We start from the raw sequence: 15800 nt of genomic DNA, 5'->3' as shown, positions 1-15800 counted from the left end.
CTACATTTTTCCCAAGTGGAATAAGGCATCTTCCCAAGATAAAGCATAATAGAACCACCAAATCTCTCTAAAATGATTGAAACGATTGGCTGTCCAGGGTTTATTGTGAGATGTATAATGAATAACTGCTGGAAGACCTGGAAACTCATCATACAAGGCCAAGTCCCCATACTGATGCTGATCCTTATCCGATCCCACTTGAAGGTTATAGGTCAAAGGCAGGCGAAGCCAAGCATCCTTGAAGTAGTGATTCAAAATTTCTTGATCTCCATAAACATGCTGGTGATGCTCCTTGGTCAACTCAAAGAGAGCTTGCGTCGTTTGGTGATCACGCCACCAGGCTAAGTCCAATTGGAAATCTCTAGCTTTTTTTGTGACTGAGAACTTTTTATCCCAGAGTCTCGATCCTAGCTTTTCTTCAACCCACTACAGTTGACAAAAGGCCTCTTTATTTTCCTTGAATAATCTTAACCACATCTCCTACACTTTGCAGTTGGTCAATTTCCTCATCGCTGATTTCGATATTAAATTCATCTTCCAGTGTCAAGATAAACTCCATCAAGTCAACTGAGTCAGCATCCAAATCATCTTTCAGACTCAAGGATTCTGTCACGACAAAGTCCTCTCCCTGTCGCTCTTGGATAATCGTCACAATACGGTCAAAAATTTCTTTTTCTGTCATCTCTTTTATTCTCCTGAAAATTCACGCGCAGTTTGGGCAACTACGTCTGTTTCTAGCATGGTACGAATCTGACGAATCGTACTGTACACAGCCTTGGCATCACTTGAGCCGTGAGTCTTAACAACAGGTGCCTTAACACCAAACAAGACCGCACCTCCGACATCTGAATAGTTAAGCTGTTTTTTCAAACCTCTGAGACTATCCTTGAGAAGAAGTGCACCCAGTTTTGCTCGAAGACCTCCACCTGTAATAGCGGTCTTAAGCAAGCCCATGATTCCCATGGCTGTACCCTCAATGGCTTTGAGCACAGCGTTTCCCGTGAAACCATCTGCTACGACAACATCCGCAACGCCATTCATCAAATCACGCGCTTCCACGTTTCCGATAAAGTTCAAGCTCTCATCAGCCACTAACAGTTCATAGGTTCCCTTGCGTAAGGGATCACCCTTACTACTTTCTGTTCCGTTGTTAAGTAAGCCAACACGAGGATTTGCAATCCCACGAACATTTTTAGCATAGAAAGATCCAAGAACCGCATATTGATGGAGGTGCTGGGCTGTATTTTCAGCATTAGCTCCTAAGTCTAGCATATCAAAGCCTTTTCCATCTGTAGTTGGTAAAGTTGACATAAGTCCAGGACGGTCGATATTCTTAATACGACCCACGATGAAGAATCCAGCCGCCAACAAAGCACCTGTATTCCCAGCTGAGAGAACAGCGTCTGCTTCGCCTTCTTTGACAGCCTTGGCTGCCAATACCATACTGGCATTTTTCTTCTTCCGAATAGCTCTTGTAGGTTCATCGTCTGAATCAATCTTCTCATCCGTATGGATAATGCTGACGCGCTCTGTCGCTGTTAGATATTGCTTGATTTTAGCTTCATCTCCGTAGAGTTGAACCTCGATATCTGAAAAGTCAGCTAGGGCTTGATTGACACCCTCAACGATGGCTTGAGGTGCGTAATCGCCCCCCATGGCATCTACTGCGATTTTTTTCATTTCTTTTCCTCTTTTAGTAATTGTCCCCAGTCTGATAGGGAATCAATAAATTTCTTTGATTTTAGGCGAATCCCAACATACTCTTCATAGATCTGATCCATAAACTTACGAAGATCTTGTTTGATTTCAGGCTTGAGCGAAATGGTCTCCAAGGTCTCAAAATCAATGGCTTGAAATTGATTAAGTAGATAAGGGATGTTAGGATTTAGATGACAGCGTTTCTCATCTTCATGATAATGATCTGGGCAGAGACAAGCTCCGTATTTGAAAGAAAAGTCAAAAGCTTGTCCAATCCGATGGCAAAAGACACACTCATTAAAATTGAGGCTGATTCCAAATCGAGTCAAGATTTGAATTTCAAAAATATTGGTCAAGACTTGATAATCCAAACCCGCTTCCATCATCTCCAAGGTCTTTTCTAAAAAAGCAAACAGGGGAGCATCCTGCTGATTGTCCTGCAAACTCGCATCTGCAAGAGCTGCCACGTAGGTCGCATAGGCCATGACAAAGAGGTCGCTATTGATCTTAGGAAAGGTCATGACCTCGTGATAATCCTCGATGTAGCTAAGCCCATCATCATTGATTCGCAGGAGAAAACGAGCTAGTACTAAGGGCTGAATAACAGGAGCTAGTTTAGACTGACCTGCGTGTTTGACAAAAAACATACGCTTGCCAGCCTGCTCTGTAAAGATTTTGACGAGCTTGTCGTCCTCACGGAAATTGCGATTGTAGAGCACCAAGCCTTGACTCGTGATAGACTGAATCATGCTTCTCTCATGTACTCCTCAAGTCGTTTCATGGCCTCTTGGATCGTTTCCATGCTAGCTGCATAAGATAGGCGAACATAGCCTTCTCCATAACGACCAAAAGCTGCACCCGGAATAAAAGCAACTGCCTTCTTCTGAGCAAAATCCTTCAGAAAGGCAAAGGAATCTTGGTTGTAACCCGCTGGAATCTTAGCAAAGATATAAAAAGCCCCATCTGGTTTAATAATCTCAAAACCAAGAGCAGTCATTTTCTCGATAATATAGTCCCGACGCTGAATGTATTCCTTCTTCATAGGTTCCGCATCGTTTTTACCCGCCGTCAAGGCTTCCACCGCAGCATGTTGAGCCATGGTATTTGCAGCGGTTACTAAGTACTGATGACTCTTAATCAACTGGGCTGTGAAGACTGCAGGAGCAAAAATCAGCCCCAAACGCCAACCTGTCATAGCATGCGATTTAGACAAACCATTGATAATAATAGCCTGATCTCTCAGCATAGTTCCTAGAGATACATGAGCTTCTCCTGTATAGGTCAATTCTGAATAAACTTCGTCACAAACCACAAAAATCTCATACTTGCGTAGAACAGCAGCTAACTCTTCCAATTGTTCGCGACTATAGGTAATTCCTGTCGGATTGGCTGGATAGTTGAGAATGACAGCCTTAAGTTTATCCCCTTGCTCGAGAATAGCTTTCTCTAACATTTCTGGTGTTAAAACAAAACCATTTTCAGTGGTATCAATCTCCACAATCTCAGCACCAACTAGATTGACAATAGGCTCATAACCGGGATAAGCAGGAGCTGGTAAGAGCACCTTATCTCCTTCTTCCAAGATAGCCGTCAAAGTAGCAGACAGAGCCTCCGTCGCCCCAATAGTAACTAAAATCTCATTTTCAGGTGCATAGTCTAACTGATACTTTTCTTTGACAAAATCGCTAGCAGCTTGTCTTAAAGCTATTAAACCACTCATACCAGTATAGTAGGATTGGTTCTGGTCAATAGCTTTCTTAGCTGCTTCTTTTATATGATTCGGCGTTGTAAAATCAGGTTCTCCCAAAGTCAAACGCAAGACTCCAGGAATCTCAGAAATAGCCTGATCAAATTGACGAATCAAGGAAACTTGAATCTTATCTAGCTGTTTATTAAAGCGCTTAGTTAAGTCCATAGATACCTCCTACTTTCAAAACGTATCTCTATTATACTACAAAAGCCCCCCGACCGCAAAAATACATGATAGAATAGCTTTCCACTTTCTATTTTACTTTTCCTCTTTACAGGTCTATAATGGTAATAGATTTTATTTGGAGTTTTTTATGTCATTTCTATCAAAAAATGGAGCAGGTATCTTGGCCTGCCTTCTCATTTCTATCGTATCTTGGTACTTAGGAGGATTCTTCCCTGTTATTGGCGCGCCCGTTTTTGCCATTTTCATAGGCATGCTCCTACATCCCTTTCTCTCGTCCTATAAACAACTGGATGCTGGGTTGACCTTTAGTTCTAAAAAATTGCTCCAATATGCCGTTGTCTTGCTTGGTTTTGGTCTCAATATCTCGCAGGTCTTCGCAGTTGGCCAATCTTCACTCCCTGTCATCCTGTCCACTATCTCAATAGCTCTGATTATTGCCTACTTCTTCCAGCGCTTCTTTGCACTGGATACAAAACTGGCTACCTTGGTTGGAGTAGGTTCTTCCATCTGTGGGGGTTCTGCCATTGCGGCGACAGCGCCTGTTATCCATGCTAAGGAAAAGGAAGTAGCCCAAGCTATCTCCGTTATCTTTTTCTTCAATGTCTTGGCTGCGCTCATCTTTCCAACCCTAGGAACCTGGCTTCATCTATCCAATGACGGCTTCGCCCTCTTTGCAGGAACAGCCGTTAATGATACTTCCTCTGTAACAGCCACAGCTAGCGCCTGGGACAGCCTCTACCAAAGCAATACCCTCGAATCCGCAACCATTGTCAAACTCACGCGCACCCTAGCTATCATCCCCATCACTCTCTTTCTCTCCTACTGGCAAAGTCGCGAGCAAAAAAATAAGCAAGGATTGCAACTGAAAAAAGTCTTCCCACTTTTTATTCTTTACTTCATCCTTGCCTCTCTCCTAACCACCCTACTGACCTCTCTTGGTGTGTCCAGTAGTTTCTTTACCCCTCTCAAACAACTCTCCAAATTCCTCATTATCATGGCCATGAGTGCTATCGGACTCAAAACAAATCTGGTCGCTATGGTCAAATCCAGCGGAAAATCCATTGTTCTCGGAGCTATTTGCTGGATTGCCATCATCCTCACTAGTCTTGGTATGCAGACCCTTATCGGCATTTTCTAATACAAAAGGTAGCCCTCCAGCTACCTTTTTCTTATGCTTCCTCAATCAAGCGTGTATGTTCTCTCTTGATGCAGCGATTCATCACGATGTCATCGCATCCACCAGCACGCAAGATTTCTTCCGCTTCTAGACTTTCAAGTCCTAGCTGTGCCCAAAAAATCTTGGCATCAGCTTTGAGAAAATCACGCGCGACATCTGCTAAAAATTCACTGCGACGGTAAACATTGACAATATCGACCGGAAAAGGAATTTCAGCCAAACTCGCATAGGCCTTTTCTCCCAAGATTTCGCCACCTGCTGCCTTAGGATTGACTGGGATGATTGTATAACCCCGAGCCTGCATTTCCTTGGTCACTCGATTGCTGGTCGTTTCCTCACGATCAGACAAACCTACCACAGCAAGGGTTTTACTCGTTGCTAAATACTGACGAATCACGCCATCACTTGGATTGATAAATTCTTGACTCATAGAAATCCTCCTTTTTCATCAGTATAGCACATTTTGAAAAGGCTTGCAGATTTTTGCTATAAAAGGAGGGCTTTATCCCTCCTCTTCATCATCACAAAATTTATTTAGCCTCGTACCAGGTCGCCCCGTCATTTTCATCTGCAATCAGAGGAACACTAAGCTCGATCGCTTCTTCCATAGTTTGTTTGACCAATTTTTTCATCTCTGCCAATTCAGATTTAGGAACCTCAAGGACGATTTCATCGTGCACTTGTAACAGCATCTTAGTCTGATAACCACCTGCAACCAAGGCTTTATCCAGCTGAATCATGGCAATCTTGAGAATATCTGCCGCCGAACCTTGGATAGGAGAGTTGATGGCAGTCCGCTCCGCAAAACCACGAATATTAAAGTTGCGCGAATTGATATCTGGCAACTCACGACGACGCTTGAAGAGGGTCTCTACATAGCCCTTATCACGCGCCTCACGCACCACTTCATCCATGTAGTTTTTAATACCTGGGAAGCGTTCAAAATAGGTATCAATGTAGGCTTTGGCTTCCTTACGGCTAATTCCCAAATTATTAGACAAACCAAAGTCTGAAATCCCATAAACCACTCCAAAGTTAACCGCCTTGGCATTGCGACGATCATTTGCAGTCACATCCTCAGGACGTTCAATGCCAAAGACCCGCATGGCTGTCGAGGTATGGATATCCGCTCCCTCTTGGAAAGCCTTAATCAGGTGCTCATCCTTAGAAATATGAGCCAAAACGCGCAATTCAATCTGTGAATAGTCCGAGCTGAGTAGCACACTGTCCTCCCACTCAGGTACAAAGGCCTTACGAATGAGGCGGCCTTGTTCCAAACGAACAGGAATATTTTGCAAGTTTGGATCCACACTAGACAGACGACCTGTTTGGGTCAAATCCTGCACATAACGAGTATGAATCTTACCATCTGCTAAAATCCAGTCCTGCAAGCCAATCACATAAGTCGATTGAATCTTGGCAATCTGACGATAGTCTAGGATTTTCTTAACAATCGGAGCAATAGGTGCCAAGCGTTCCAAGACATCCACCGCAGTCGAGTATCCAGTTTTGGTTTTCTTAGTGTATTCTAAAGGTAACCCCAATTTTTCAAAAAGAAGTACACCTAGCTGCTTAGGCGAATTGATATTAAACTCCTCACCAGCCAGTTCATAAATCTCCTGAGTTAGTTTTTCAATGACAAGCTCATTTTCAGCCTGCATCTCAAGCAAGGTCTCTTTCTTGACCGTAATACCAGCAATTTCCATCTTGGCAAGGACAAAGGCTAAAGGTTGTTCCATATCATAGAGAAGGTCCAACTGCCCATTTTCGCTGAGTTTTTCCAGCAATACAGGCTCTGTTTCAACTAGTACAGTAAGCTTACGCGCCAAGTGTTCCAAGAATTTCTCCCGTTCAGGAAGAGCCTTCTTGACACCCTTACCATAGAAAGTCTCATCATCAACCAAATAAGTCTGACCATAAAGACTAGCAATGGTCGCAATTTCATTGTCCTCCACAGTCGAAAGGAGGTATTTAGCCAAACGGCTATCAAAAGCAGGCGCCTGCAAATTCAGACCAAAACGATGCAAGAGAACTTTAGCCTTCTTAAAGTCATAAACTCTCAGAGGTGTTTTTTCTAGAAAATCCTTGAAAATAGGCTCTTGCAACAGCTCAAGCTTGTCTGTAGCATAAAGCTTTTCCCCACAAGACCAGGCAAATCCAACCAAGTCATCTATATGGTAATTCTCACCAAAAAGCTCAAAATGGAAGATAGACTCTTCAGTCAGCATGTCTTGACTGACTTGGTCAACGATAGTAAAGTCCAAACTTTCAGTCACATCGCCTGAAGACATATTTAAAGCCTGCTTGAGCTGTTTGAAACCCATCTCATCGTAGAATTTCCCAAGATTTTCAACATCTGGACCACTATAGACCAAATCCTCCAAACCAATCTCAATCGGTGCCTTGGTATCAATGGTAGCTAGTGTTTTCGATAAGAAGGCCTGTTCCTTATCATTGATGAGATTTTCCTTCATCTTAGAAGCCTTCATCCCATCAATATGTTCATAAATACCTTCAAGCGAACCATGCTCCAGCAAGAGTTTGATTCCCGTCTTTTCACCGATTTTGGTCACCCCAGGGATATTATCCGACTTATCTCCCATAAGCGCCTTGAGATCGATAAACTGAGTCGGTGTAATCCCCATCTTTTCCATCAGATATTCTGGCGTAAAGGCCTCAAACTCAGCCACACCTTTCTTGGAAATCTCAACCACCGTATGCTCATCCGTCAACTGAATCAAGTCCTTATCCCCACTGACAATGGTGATATCAAAACCATCTTTTTCAGCTAACTTGTCCAGAGTCCCAATGATGTCATCCGCCTCATACTGAGCCAACTCATAGTGACGAATCCCCATATGATCCAACAACTCACGAATGAAGGGAAATTGCTCACGAAACTCATCCGGAGTCTTAGCCCGACCACCCTTATAGTCCGCATACATCTCTGTCCGGAAGGTCGTCTTTCCCGCATCAAAAGCCACCAAAATATGACTGGGCTCAACCCGCTCCAGCAAATGGCTCAACATCAACTGGAAGCCATAAATCGCATTGGTATGAAGACCAGCTGCATTCTTAAAACGGTCCAACTGCTGATAAAGAGCAAAAAATGCCCGAAAAGCAACAGAAGACCCATCAATTAATAATAATTTTTTCTTATCCATACACCCATTATAAAGGAAAGCAGGGAAAAATACCATCGAGAATAACTAACACAACTATTTTTCATTCCTTTTCAAGCAAATAGCTAGATTCCCAATTAATGAAGCAGAAGCTAACAAAAACACTCTATCAAGCTAGAAACAACTTAATAGAGTGTTTTAACTACATAACTTACTTTTTATCCTAGTATCGTATCTGCTTAGCGCTCGACAATAAGAGCAGTCCCCATTCCTCCACCGATACAAAGTGTTGCAAGTCCACGTTTTGCATCACGTTTTTGCATTTCATGAAGAAGGGTAACCAATATACGGCAACCTGAAGCACCGATGGGATGTCCCAGTGAAATAGCTCCACCGTTAACATTCACTTTTTCTGAGTCCAGATTCAGTTCTTTAGCAACTGCACAGGATTGAGCAGCAAATGCTTCATTTGATTCTACTAAATCAAGATCTGCAACCGTAAGCCCAGCTTTTTCAAGTGCCTTGCGAGAGGCATAAATGGGACCACATCCCATCACTTTCGGATCTAAACCTGCACTTGCATAAGATTTGATAGTTGCTAGTGCTGTAATACCCAATTCTTTGGCTTTTTCAGCACTCATTACCACAACTGCTGCTGCACCATCATTGATACCTGAAGAATTACCCGCAGTGACACTTCCGTCTTTTTGAAATGCTGGACGAAGTTTAGAAAGACTTTCAAGCGAAGCGTCTTTTCTTGGAAATTCATCCGTATCAAATATATGAGGCTCACCTCGCTTTTGTGGAATTTCAACTGGAATAATTTCTTCTTTAAATCGACCAGATTCTACTGCAGCCACAGCACGTTTTTGAGATTGAAGGGCAAAGCTATCTTGGTCTTCACGAGTAATTCCATATTGTTCAGCAACATTTTCAGCTGTGATTCCCATATGAAAATCTTCAAATCCATCTGTCAAGCCATCCCGAAGCATAGTATCCACTACTGTAGCATTTCCCATTCGAGACCCCCAACGTTGATTTGGAAGAATATAGGGAGCTTGGCTCATATTTTCAGCTCCACCAGCAACAACTACTTCTGCATCCCCACATAAAACTGCTTGGGTTGCCAATTGAACAGCTTTCAAACCAGACCCACATACTTTATTGATTGTGAATGCTGGAACTGTAACTGGTACACCTGCATGAACACTCATTTGGCGAGCTACATTTTGTCCTAGACCTGCCCCCAAAACATTCCCCATAATCACTTCATCAACTTGTTCTGGTCTCAAGCTAGCTCTTTCAATCGCATTCTTGATTACCAAGCTTCCCAACTCAACAACAGAAATATCTTTTAAACTTCCTCCAAACGATCCAATCGCTGTCCGAACCGCTGCAACAATTACTACTTCTTTCAACTCTTTCTCCTTACTCTATTAGAATTTGAAAAAATCTTTCTGTTTAAGATATCTTATCTTACCGCATTAAGAATTTCCGTCAATCAAAAGACTATCCTAATCACAGTAATGAACATAAATGACTTATAAAAATAATTTCTTTTTAGAAAATTTTCTCAAGCATATTCACTATAACACAAATCAGATTACTTTGCCATTAGAAGTTAAAAGGTAAAACTGTAGCAAGATTTGTTTACATGCACAATCGGAACTCCACATCAAACTAAAAATAGAGAATCACAAAAAACTCTAAAAGAAGACTAATTATCCAACTTTTAGAGTTTAATCATGATGCTAACTTTATTCATTATTGAAATTCCTTGACATCCCCATCATAGGTCGCCCAGTCTTTACTGAAAAAGCGCTCATTCAGATGGTAAGTCGGTGCTGGTTTGGGATTGGATAAGAAAGGATCAACTGCCTTATCAAAAGCAAGCCAACCCAACCAACCAAGATGGATGGTGTCCTTCACAAAATAAGGATCTCCTCCATTTTTTGAGAAGTCAGCAACATTGGTAAATCCTTGGCTCTCTAGCTGATAACGTATCTTATGCACTGCTTTTTGGTACATGTCTTCGCTGAGCCCTGTGTAGTCCATCCATTTCTTGTTGACGGGTTGGATAACAAATAGTACATTAACCTTTGACTTGGCAAACTGATTGAGAATCAACTGCAAATCATTGTATTCTGAAGACTTCAGATAGTTATAATTTTTTTGATAGCCTTCCCATTTTTTTAAATCCTTTTTAACTTGGGTGTTGTAAAAATGATTTTCCATACCCATATCGTTATTAGTTGTATTCTCTTCTGCATCCTTACGAGCAATTTTTTCTAATGCATCATAAGAAAATTGATCAGGAAGATCTTTTAAATAGTTTTCTACATGTTCTTTATATTTTAGTTGGCCACGTATAGAAAATTGACCAAACAGAGAAGCCTGTCTCTCATTAAATCGTGCAAAGAGATTGATTATAGTATGATCAACCTCTGTCAACTCCTCACCCTTGGACAATTTTTCAACCATGCCTCTCATGGATAAGCCCGGGTTTTGTTTTAAGAGGCGTTTTGCCGCGTGTTTCGCAGCTATATCTCCTTCTTGATTTTCCAAAAATGCTGTCAACTGATCATTATTAAAGTAATTTTGAAAGGATGCTGGCTCGTAATCTTCCTCCGTAAACCACTGAGGAGAGATGACAAAAACCGCCTGTCTATTCTCAATTTCTGACAAAATTTGTTGCATACCAAAGTACTGATTGAGAGATGCTGCTCCTGCTTGTCCTAAAAAGTAGGGGCGATAGGAGCGATTGTACTTTTCCGCCAAGACAGCCGGATGCATACTATCAAAACGAATCCACTCGCTTGATCCCAAAAAAGGGACAAAACGCATATTTGGATCTGTAAAAGCTCTGACCTTCTGACTTCTTTCTTTGAAACTTTCCGTACTAGCAGCCGCAGCAGAATATTTTTCTTCTAACAGATTATGACTTAGATTCTCTGGATAAAAAAAGATAAGCAAAAATACTAGTAGGCTAGCAAGAAGCAAGGGTCCAAAAATCAGCCATAAACGCTTAAGCATTTTGGAGCTCCGCAATGCCTGCTATGATTTTATTAGCTGTATTCCAGTCATCGCGACCAAACTCTGTCACAGGGACACGAATATCAAAACGGTTTTCAATCTCAACAATCAACTCAACCGTTCCCATACTATCCAAGACACCTGCATCAAAAAGATCTTCATCCATCATGTCAGAAACATCTTCCATAAACAACTCATCAATAATTTCGATAACTTCTGATTTGATATCCATATTTTATTTCCTTTATTTTTTTAACCATAGATCATTCAAAAATCCAGAAAAGATTAAGAATGATAACATGACGACATGGAAGGTGACAACCATGCCAAGCAACTGAATCCAGCGATTCTCAGGTAGAGCAGTCTTCCCTGCTTTTTTCCGTTCCTTATTAAGCAATTTTTTCTTACGAATCCAAGCATCATTGATAACCAAGCCTAATCCATGAAAGAGGCCATAAGCGATATAGTACCAGGTCACTCCATGCCAAAAACCCATGATGAGCATATTGAGAATGTAAGCTACACTTGAGGTTACGTTGCGGTTTTTAAAGACCTTCTTTCTGGTCAACACCATTACCATTCGCATAAAGACAAAGTCACGGAACCAGAAAGATAGGCTCATGTGCCAGCGATTCCAGAACTCTTTTAAATCCCTTGATAGGAAAGGCTTGTTAAAGTTGATAGGACTACGAATTCCCATCAAATTTGAAATAGCTAAGGCAAACATGGAGTAACCTGCAAAGTCAAAGAACAAATCTAAACCAAAAGTATACATAACTCCTAGTGCATAGAGGTTAAAGATACCTCCTGTCTGTAGGGCCAAGTTCTTCAAAGGGGGTAATAGAATTTCTCCTAGAAGATGGGCCAATATAAATTTGTATAGAGAGCCAAGCATGATATACTTAACAGCCTCTTCTAACATATCCATCAGCTCATCCCGCTCAGGAATGGTCTGATAATTTTCATCAAAACGCTTAAAGCGATCAATAGGCCCGCTAGAGAATGTCGGCATAAAGAGCAAGAAACGTAGAAATTCCCAAAAAGTAAAATCCTTGATAACCCCATCTCTTAACTCTATGATAAGCCCAACCGAACGAAATGTCAGGTAAGAAATACCCAAAAAGCCTAGCAAGGACTGCGTTCCATTGATAGCCGGTTGCACCTTGACAAAAATAATCGGAAGTAGGGACAGAAAACTAACTAGGTAGAAGACCCACTTGCCATCCCTACCTTTTCGATAGTGCTTGTAGAAGAGCAGGAGTAATATCTCCCAGCAAAGGTAAATACCCAAGGCGGCCAATTGATTGGTTTTTCCACCTACCAGCATGGTAACGATAAAGAAGAGACTAACCAGCACTTCGTACCAGGCGAAGCGTTTCTTGAAAAATAGACTAACAAAAATAGGCAAGGTCGCAATAATTACGTATACAAAATACTGAGGATTTCCATATGGCTCTAGATGAGGAAGCTGCTTAAAAAACTCCATCATCTGCTATTCACCTCATTTATCAAGCCCTTGATATCAATCTTACCATTTGGAGTCAAAGGTAGGCTATCTCGATAAAGGAATTTTGAAGGCATCATATAGGACATCATGATGTCTGTAAGGTCTTCCTTGATATCCTTTGTAATATCGATATCACGTTCAAACTGTTCACGAACTCCATCCTTTAAGATGACATAAGCCAGCAGATTTTGTACCTTGTGATCTTTATTATAGCGCGGAACTGCAACAGCTGACTCAATGAAACGAGACTTGTTGAGGTTTTGAGAAACATCCTCTAGCTCAATGCGGTAGCCGTTAAACTTAATCTGGAAATCCATGCGCCCACCATAGAGAAGCAATCCCTCATCTGTCATGGTTCCCACGTCTCCTGTATGATAGGCTGGTAGCCCTTCAAACTCAAAGAAGGCTTCCGCTGTTTTTTCAGGATTGTTCATATAACCTTTTGAAACGGCTGGTCCAGAAACAATGATTTCCCCCTGTTCACCATTTGGCAGTTTCTTCCCCTCTTCATCAATGATAAAGGTTGGAGAATCAGCCTTGGTATAGCCGATTGGTAGGCGTTTGAGAGTCGCCAACATCTCGTCTGTCACAGCTACAGCTGATAGAGCCACAGTCGCTTCTGTGGGGCCATAGGCATTGATGATTCGAGCATCTGGGAAACGCTCCCGCAGTTTTTGAGCTGTTTTGACAGTCAATTCTTCTCCATCAAAATAGAAATGCGTGATCCCCGGCATTTTCTCGCTATTAAAGTCTTCTGACAGCATAGCCATATCTGCAAAGGAAGGGGTTGATGTCCAGATAGCAATAGGCAATGAAAAAATAGTCGCAAAGAGTTGCTTAAAGTCCTGAGTGATGGCTGAAGGAAGAGCGAAAAGTGTACCACCCAGTGCCAAGGTCGGTGCCCAGTACATGACAGACAAGTCAAAAGAGTAGGGTGGTTGTGCTAGCATTTGCGGACGAATCGGTGTCGCAAACTCCTTATCCGTAATCATCCAGTTAGTAAAGCTGAGGAGATTGTCATGGGAAATCTGTACTCCCTTAGGCTTACCAGTCGTACCTGAAGTAAAGATGATATAGTAGTTATCCTCTCCCTTGACTGGATGCGTAATCTCATAGCTAGTCCCTTGAGCAAAAGCTTCATGGACTTGCTCTAAATTCAGAACCGGTATGCTTGTTTGCACTAATGGAAAATCAGAAATGGCAATAATCAAGCTTGGCTCAGCCACCTCTAAAATAGCAGTCACCCGTTCCAAAGCTGAATGACTATCTATTGGAATATAAGCATGTCCCGACTTTGTCAAAGCGACGAAAGTTGCTAACATTTCATACTCTTGACCACCAAAAACGACCACAGGAGATTTCTCTGCAAAACCTAACTGATCAATAACTGCAGCTAGACTATCCGAATCCGCCTTTAAATCTCCATAAGTATGTTCTTGCCCCAATATATTGTAGACAGGATAGGTAGGCTGTGTCTGAGCAAAATGCTCAATTGTCTCAATTATATCTATTATTGGTTTATGTGACACAATAGGGAGCCCCCTTCTAGTTAGAATTCATTATAGATAAAACCACCCTGACCTTTACCAAGGTAGCTAAAAAAGTAAAGAAGACCCAATAAAATAATAAAATACAAGGCTGTTCGACCAAGAAAGAGATAGAGTTCTTTTCTCTGTTTCATCAAGAAAAACCTTTCATTTCTGTAATTTTGCTAAATAAGATGGACTCTTACTATGGTATTTTTCTACCATTGTACCATTTTATAGAGTATTTTTTCAATTTGTTACCATACATTTTCACTACATTTCAGTTTATTTTAAGGATTATATAGTTTTTCTATATCTGTCTTAAATAGAGTTAGGCTGGACAAGCACTAAATTTCAGGAGAAAATGAATTAAATCTTCCCGTAATAAAAGGCACAATATCAAGTTTTTTTCAACACCTGATACTATGCGCTTTTCTGATTTTTAAAGACATTTTACCTAGTCTCTCATTTAAAATAATCTCGTCTGATATAGATTAAAATAGCTTCTATCATCAGACAAATGGCTGATAACCAAAAACTTATACTAATACCAAAACTCTCAGTAATATAGCTCATTAGCAAAACAAATACTGAAAATGATAGTGTCGAAATTACTTCAAGAACCGAATAGACATTAACCAAATGATTTTCCTCTACTGTTTCCTGAAGAAATACACTTTCAGGAACTTCTTTTAGCTGCGATAACATACCAACTAAAGCTGAAAATAGTAAAAACATCTGTGCGTTTGGAAAATATAGAATAGTCAGTGTCACTATTGCCATGCCTACAAGAGGAAAAAGAATACTTTCCCATTTAGCAGCGAGGAACTTTTCAGATAGCCTAAAAGCAATTAAGCCACTAATTATAATACCAATAGAGTATGCTGTATTAGAATATCCCCAGTAACTTTCCGTTTTATTTAATAACTCCGTTACAAAAACAAGCATGATGGAAGAAACCCAAATCGTATTTGAGAAAATTTCAAATAAATTTGCTGATACAAACAGTCTTAATCTAGGATCTTTGGCAACTAACTTCCAACCTTTGAGCAAAATTTCAAGATTAGTTTCTGACTCTAACACCTCCACTTCAGCCTTAGGAAGAAATAACATCAGAAAGCTGGAAATTATATACAAGATTAAAATGATAAACGTGGTAGGTAAAAGACCAATTGTTGCAAACAAGAGTCCACCTAACCCCCACCCCACCAATTGAACAGCTTCACCAGTCATTGAAAAGGCTGAGTTAGCCTTGCCCAAATCGGTCGCATAGCGTGGCACAATAGCATAGGAAACAGGTGCGGCAAAACCATCTAATATGGAAATTGCCACAACAAATAGATAGGTTACCAAAGGCGCTACTGATTGCATTACGGTGAACATTCCTACCAGTATCGTTAATAATATAGTCTTTCCAAATTGGGATAAAGATAAAACCCTATTTAGCGCTATCCTTTTAGTAACTAAAGAAACTAAAAGACTTGCAACAAAAGAGGATATCCCTATTAAAATGGGAACTAGAGATGTGGCAATTACTGATTTTGAAATTATGTATATGTTAGCAATGATTGTTACTCTAAAGAAAATATCTGCTAAATTTGCAAACAATTGAGAGACTAACAACTTGATAAATGAATTAGACATGTAGCTCTCCTATCTTAGTTGCCAACTTTGGAATTAACATTTGATTTTTAATATTTTAGCATAAAATAGCAGCAAACAAAAGTGAGGATTTTCACATGAAAAAGCAAAAGCTATTGCCTTTATTCTTCCTACTTTTTTTAAGGAATTATTATCGTTG

At 40.8% G+C, this 15800-nt stretch carries 15 protein-coding genes; 1 reads left to right on the top strand and 14 read right to left on the bottom strand.

Annotated features, from left to right (window positions below; translation table 11 throughout):
• The 5 genes from HMPREF1117_RS02875 to HMPREF1117_RS02855 all read right to left on the bottom strand — a co-directional run bounded on the left by HMPREF1117_RS02875 (position 1) and on the right by HMPREF1117_RS02855 (position 3613).
• Positions 1-351, bottom strand: a complete 351-nt coding sequence (locus HMPREF1117_RS02875) for a glycosyltransferase (protein WP_007556294.1) — start codon at positions 349-351, stop codon at positions 1-3.
• Between the two features lie 97 nt (positions 352-448).
• Positions 449-682, bottom strand: coding sequence for an acyl carrier protein (locus HMPREF1117_RS02870; protein ID WP_000136446.1), 234 nt, complete (start codon positions 680-682; stop codon positions 449-451).
• A 5-nt stretch (positions 683-687) separates the two neighbouring features.
• The gene (plsX, locus tag HMPREF1117_RS02865) at positions 688-1680 is read right to left on the bottom strand and encodes a phosphate acyltransferase PlsX (RefSeq protein ID WP_000717436.1); all 993 of its coding nucleotides are present in this window, start codon (positions 1678-1680) and stop codon (positions 688-690) included.
• On the bottom strand, positions 1677-2447 hold the full coding sequence (gene recO, locus HMPREF1117_RS02860) for a DNA repair protein RecO (protein ID WP_000616128.1): 771 nt from the start codon (positions 2445-2447) through the stop codon (positions 1677-1679). The genes plsX and recO overlap by 4 nt, the downstream gene beginning before the upstream one ends.
• Positions 2444-3613 carry a pyridoxal phosphate-dependent aminotransferase gene (locus HMPREF1117_RS02855; protein WP_000366371.1) on the bottom strand — a complete coding sequence of 390 codons (1170 nt, stop codon included), beginning with the start codon at positions 3611-3613 and terminating at the stop codon, positions 2444-2446. Before HMPREF1117_RS02855 ends, recO begins: the two co-directional genes overlap by 4 nt.
• A 148-nt stretch (positions 3614-3761) precedes the next feature.
• Between HMPREF1117_RS02855 and HMPREF1117_RS02850 the strand changes: the two genes are divergently transcribed.
• Positions 3762-4772, top strand: coding sequence for a YeiH family protein (locus HMPREF1117_RS02850; protein WP_000009156.1), 1011 nt, complete (start codon positions 3762-3764; stop codon positions 4770-4772).
• A 31-nt stretch (positions 4773-4803) separates the two neighbouring features.
• On the opposite strand, the gene HMPREF1117_RS02845 is transcribed toward HMPREF1117_RS02850, so the two are convergent.
• The 9 genes from HMPREF1117_RS02845 to HMPREF1117_RS02805 all read right to left on the bottom strand — a co-directional run bounded on the left by HMPREF1117_RS02845 (position 4804) and on the right by HMPREF1117_RS02805 (position 15643).
• Positions 4804-5241, bottom strand: a complete 438-nt coding sequence (locus HMPREF1117_RS02845) for a CoA-binding protein (protein ID WP_000076492.1) — start codon at positions 5239-5241, stop codon at positions 4804-4806.
• A 100-nt stretch (positions 5242-5341) separates the two neighbouring features.
• The gene (polA, locus tag HMPREF1117_RS02840; RefSeq protein WP_007556263.1) at positions 5342-7975 is read right to left on the bottom strand and encodes a DNA polymerase I; all 2634 of its coding nucleotides are present in this window, start codon (positions 7973-7975) and stop codon (positions 5342-5344) included.
• 197 nt (positions 7976-8172) lie between these two features.
• A complete protein-coding gene (locus HMPREF1117_RS02835) occupies positions 8173-9351 on the bottom strand; it encodes an acetyl-CoA C-acetyltransferase (protein ID WP_000665970.1) in 1179 nt (392 codons plus the stop codon).
• Positions 9352-9697: 346 nt separating this feature from the next.
• Complete coding sequence (gene dltD / locus HMPREF1117_RS02830) at positions 9698-10966, bottom strand: D-alanyl-lipoteichoic acid biosynthesis protein DltD (RefSeq protein WP_000919850.1); 1269 nt, start codon at positions 10964-10966, stop codon at positions 9698-9700.
• Positions 10959-11198 carry a D-alanine--poly(phosphoribitol) ligase subunit DltC gene (gene dltC, locus HMPREF1117_RS02825; protein WP_000351966.1) on the bottom strand — a complete coding sequence of 80 codons (240 nt, stop codon included), beginning with the start codon at positions 11196-11198 and terminating at the stop codon, positions 10959-10961. The genes dltD and dltC overlap by 8 nt, the downstream gene beginning before the upstream one ends.
• 12 nt (positions 11199-11210) lie before the next feature.
• Positions 11211-12455 carry a D-alanyl-lipoteichoic acid biosynthesis protein DltB gene (gene dltB / locus HMPREF1117_RS02820; RefSeq protein WP_000969716.1) on the bottom strand — a complete coding sequence of 415 codons (1245 nt, stop codon included), beginning with the start codon at positions 12453-12455 and terminating at the stop codon, positions 11211-11213.
• On the bottom strand, positions 12452-14002 hold the full coding sequence (gene dltA / locus HMPREF1117_RS02815) for a D-alanine--poly(phosphoribitol) ligase subunit DltA (protein ID WP_000018524.1): 1551 nt from the start codon (positions 14000-14002) through the stop codon (positions 12452-12454). The genes dltB and dltA overlap by 4 nt, the downstream gene beginning before the upstream one ends.
• 20 nt (positions 14003-14022) lie before the next feature.
• Positions 14023-14154 (bottom strand): teichoic acid D-Ala incorporation-associated protein DltX, encoded by a 132-nt coding sequence (locus HMPREF1117_RS02810; RefSeq protein ID WP_000813665.1) that lies wholly within the window; start codon positions 14152-14154, stop codon positions 14023-14025.
• A gap of 310 nt (positions 14155-14464) precedes the next feature.
• On the bottom strand, positions 14465-15643 hold the full coding sequence (locus tag HMPREF1117_RS02805; RefSeq protein ID WP_000071448.1) for a ryptide export MFS transporter: 1179 nt from the start codon (positions 15641-15643) through the stop codon (positions 14465-14467).
• Positions 15644-15800 lie beyond the last annotated feature (157 nt).

Origin of the sequence: Streptococcus sp. SK643, from assembly GCF_000259505.1 — a bacterium.
Taxonomy (GTDB): domain Bacteria; phylum Bacillota; class Bacilli; order Lactobacillales; family Streptococcaceae; genus Streptococcus.
This window is presented reverse-complemented; position numbering and strand designations above follow the sequence as displayed.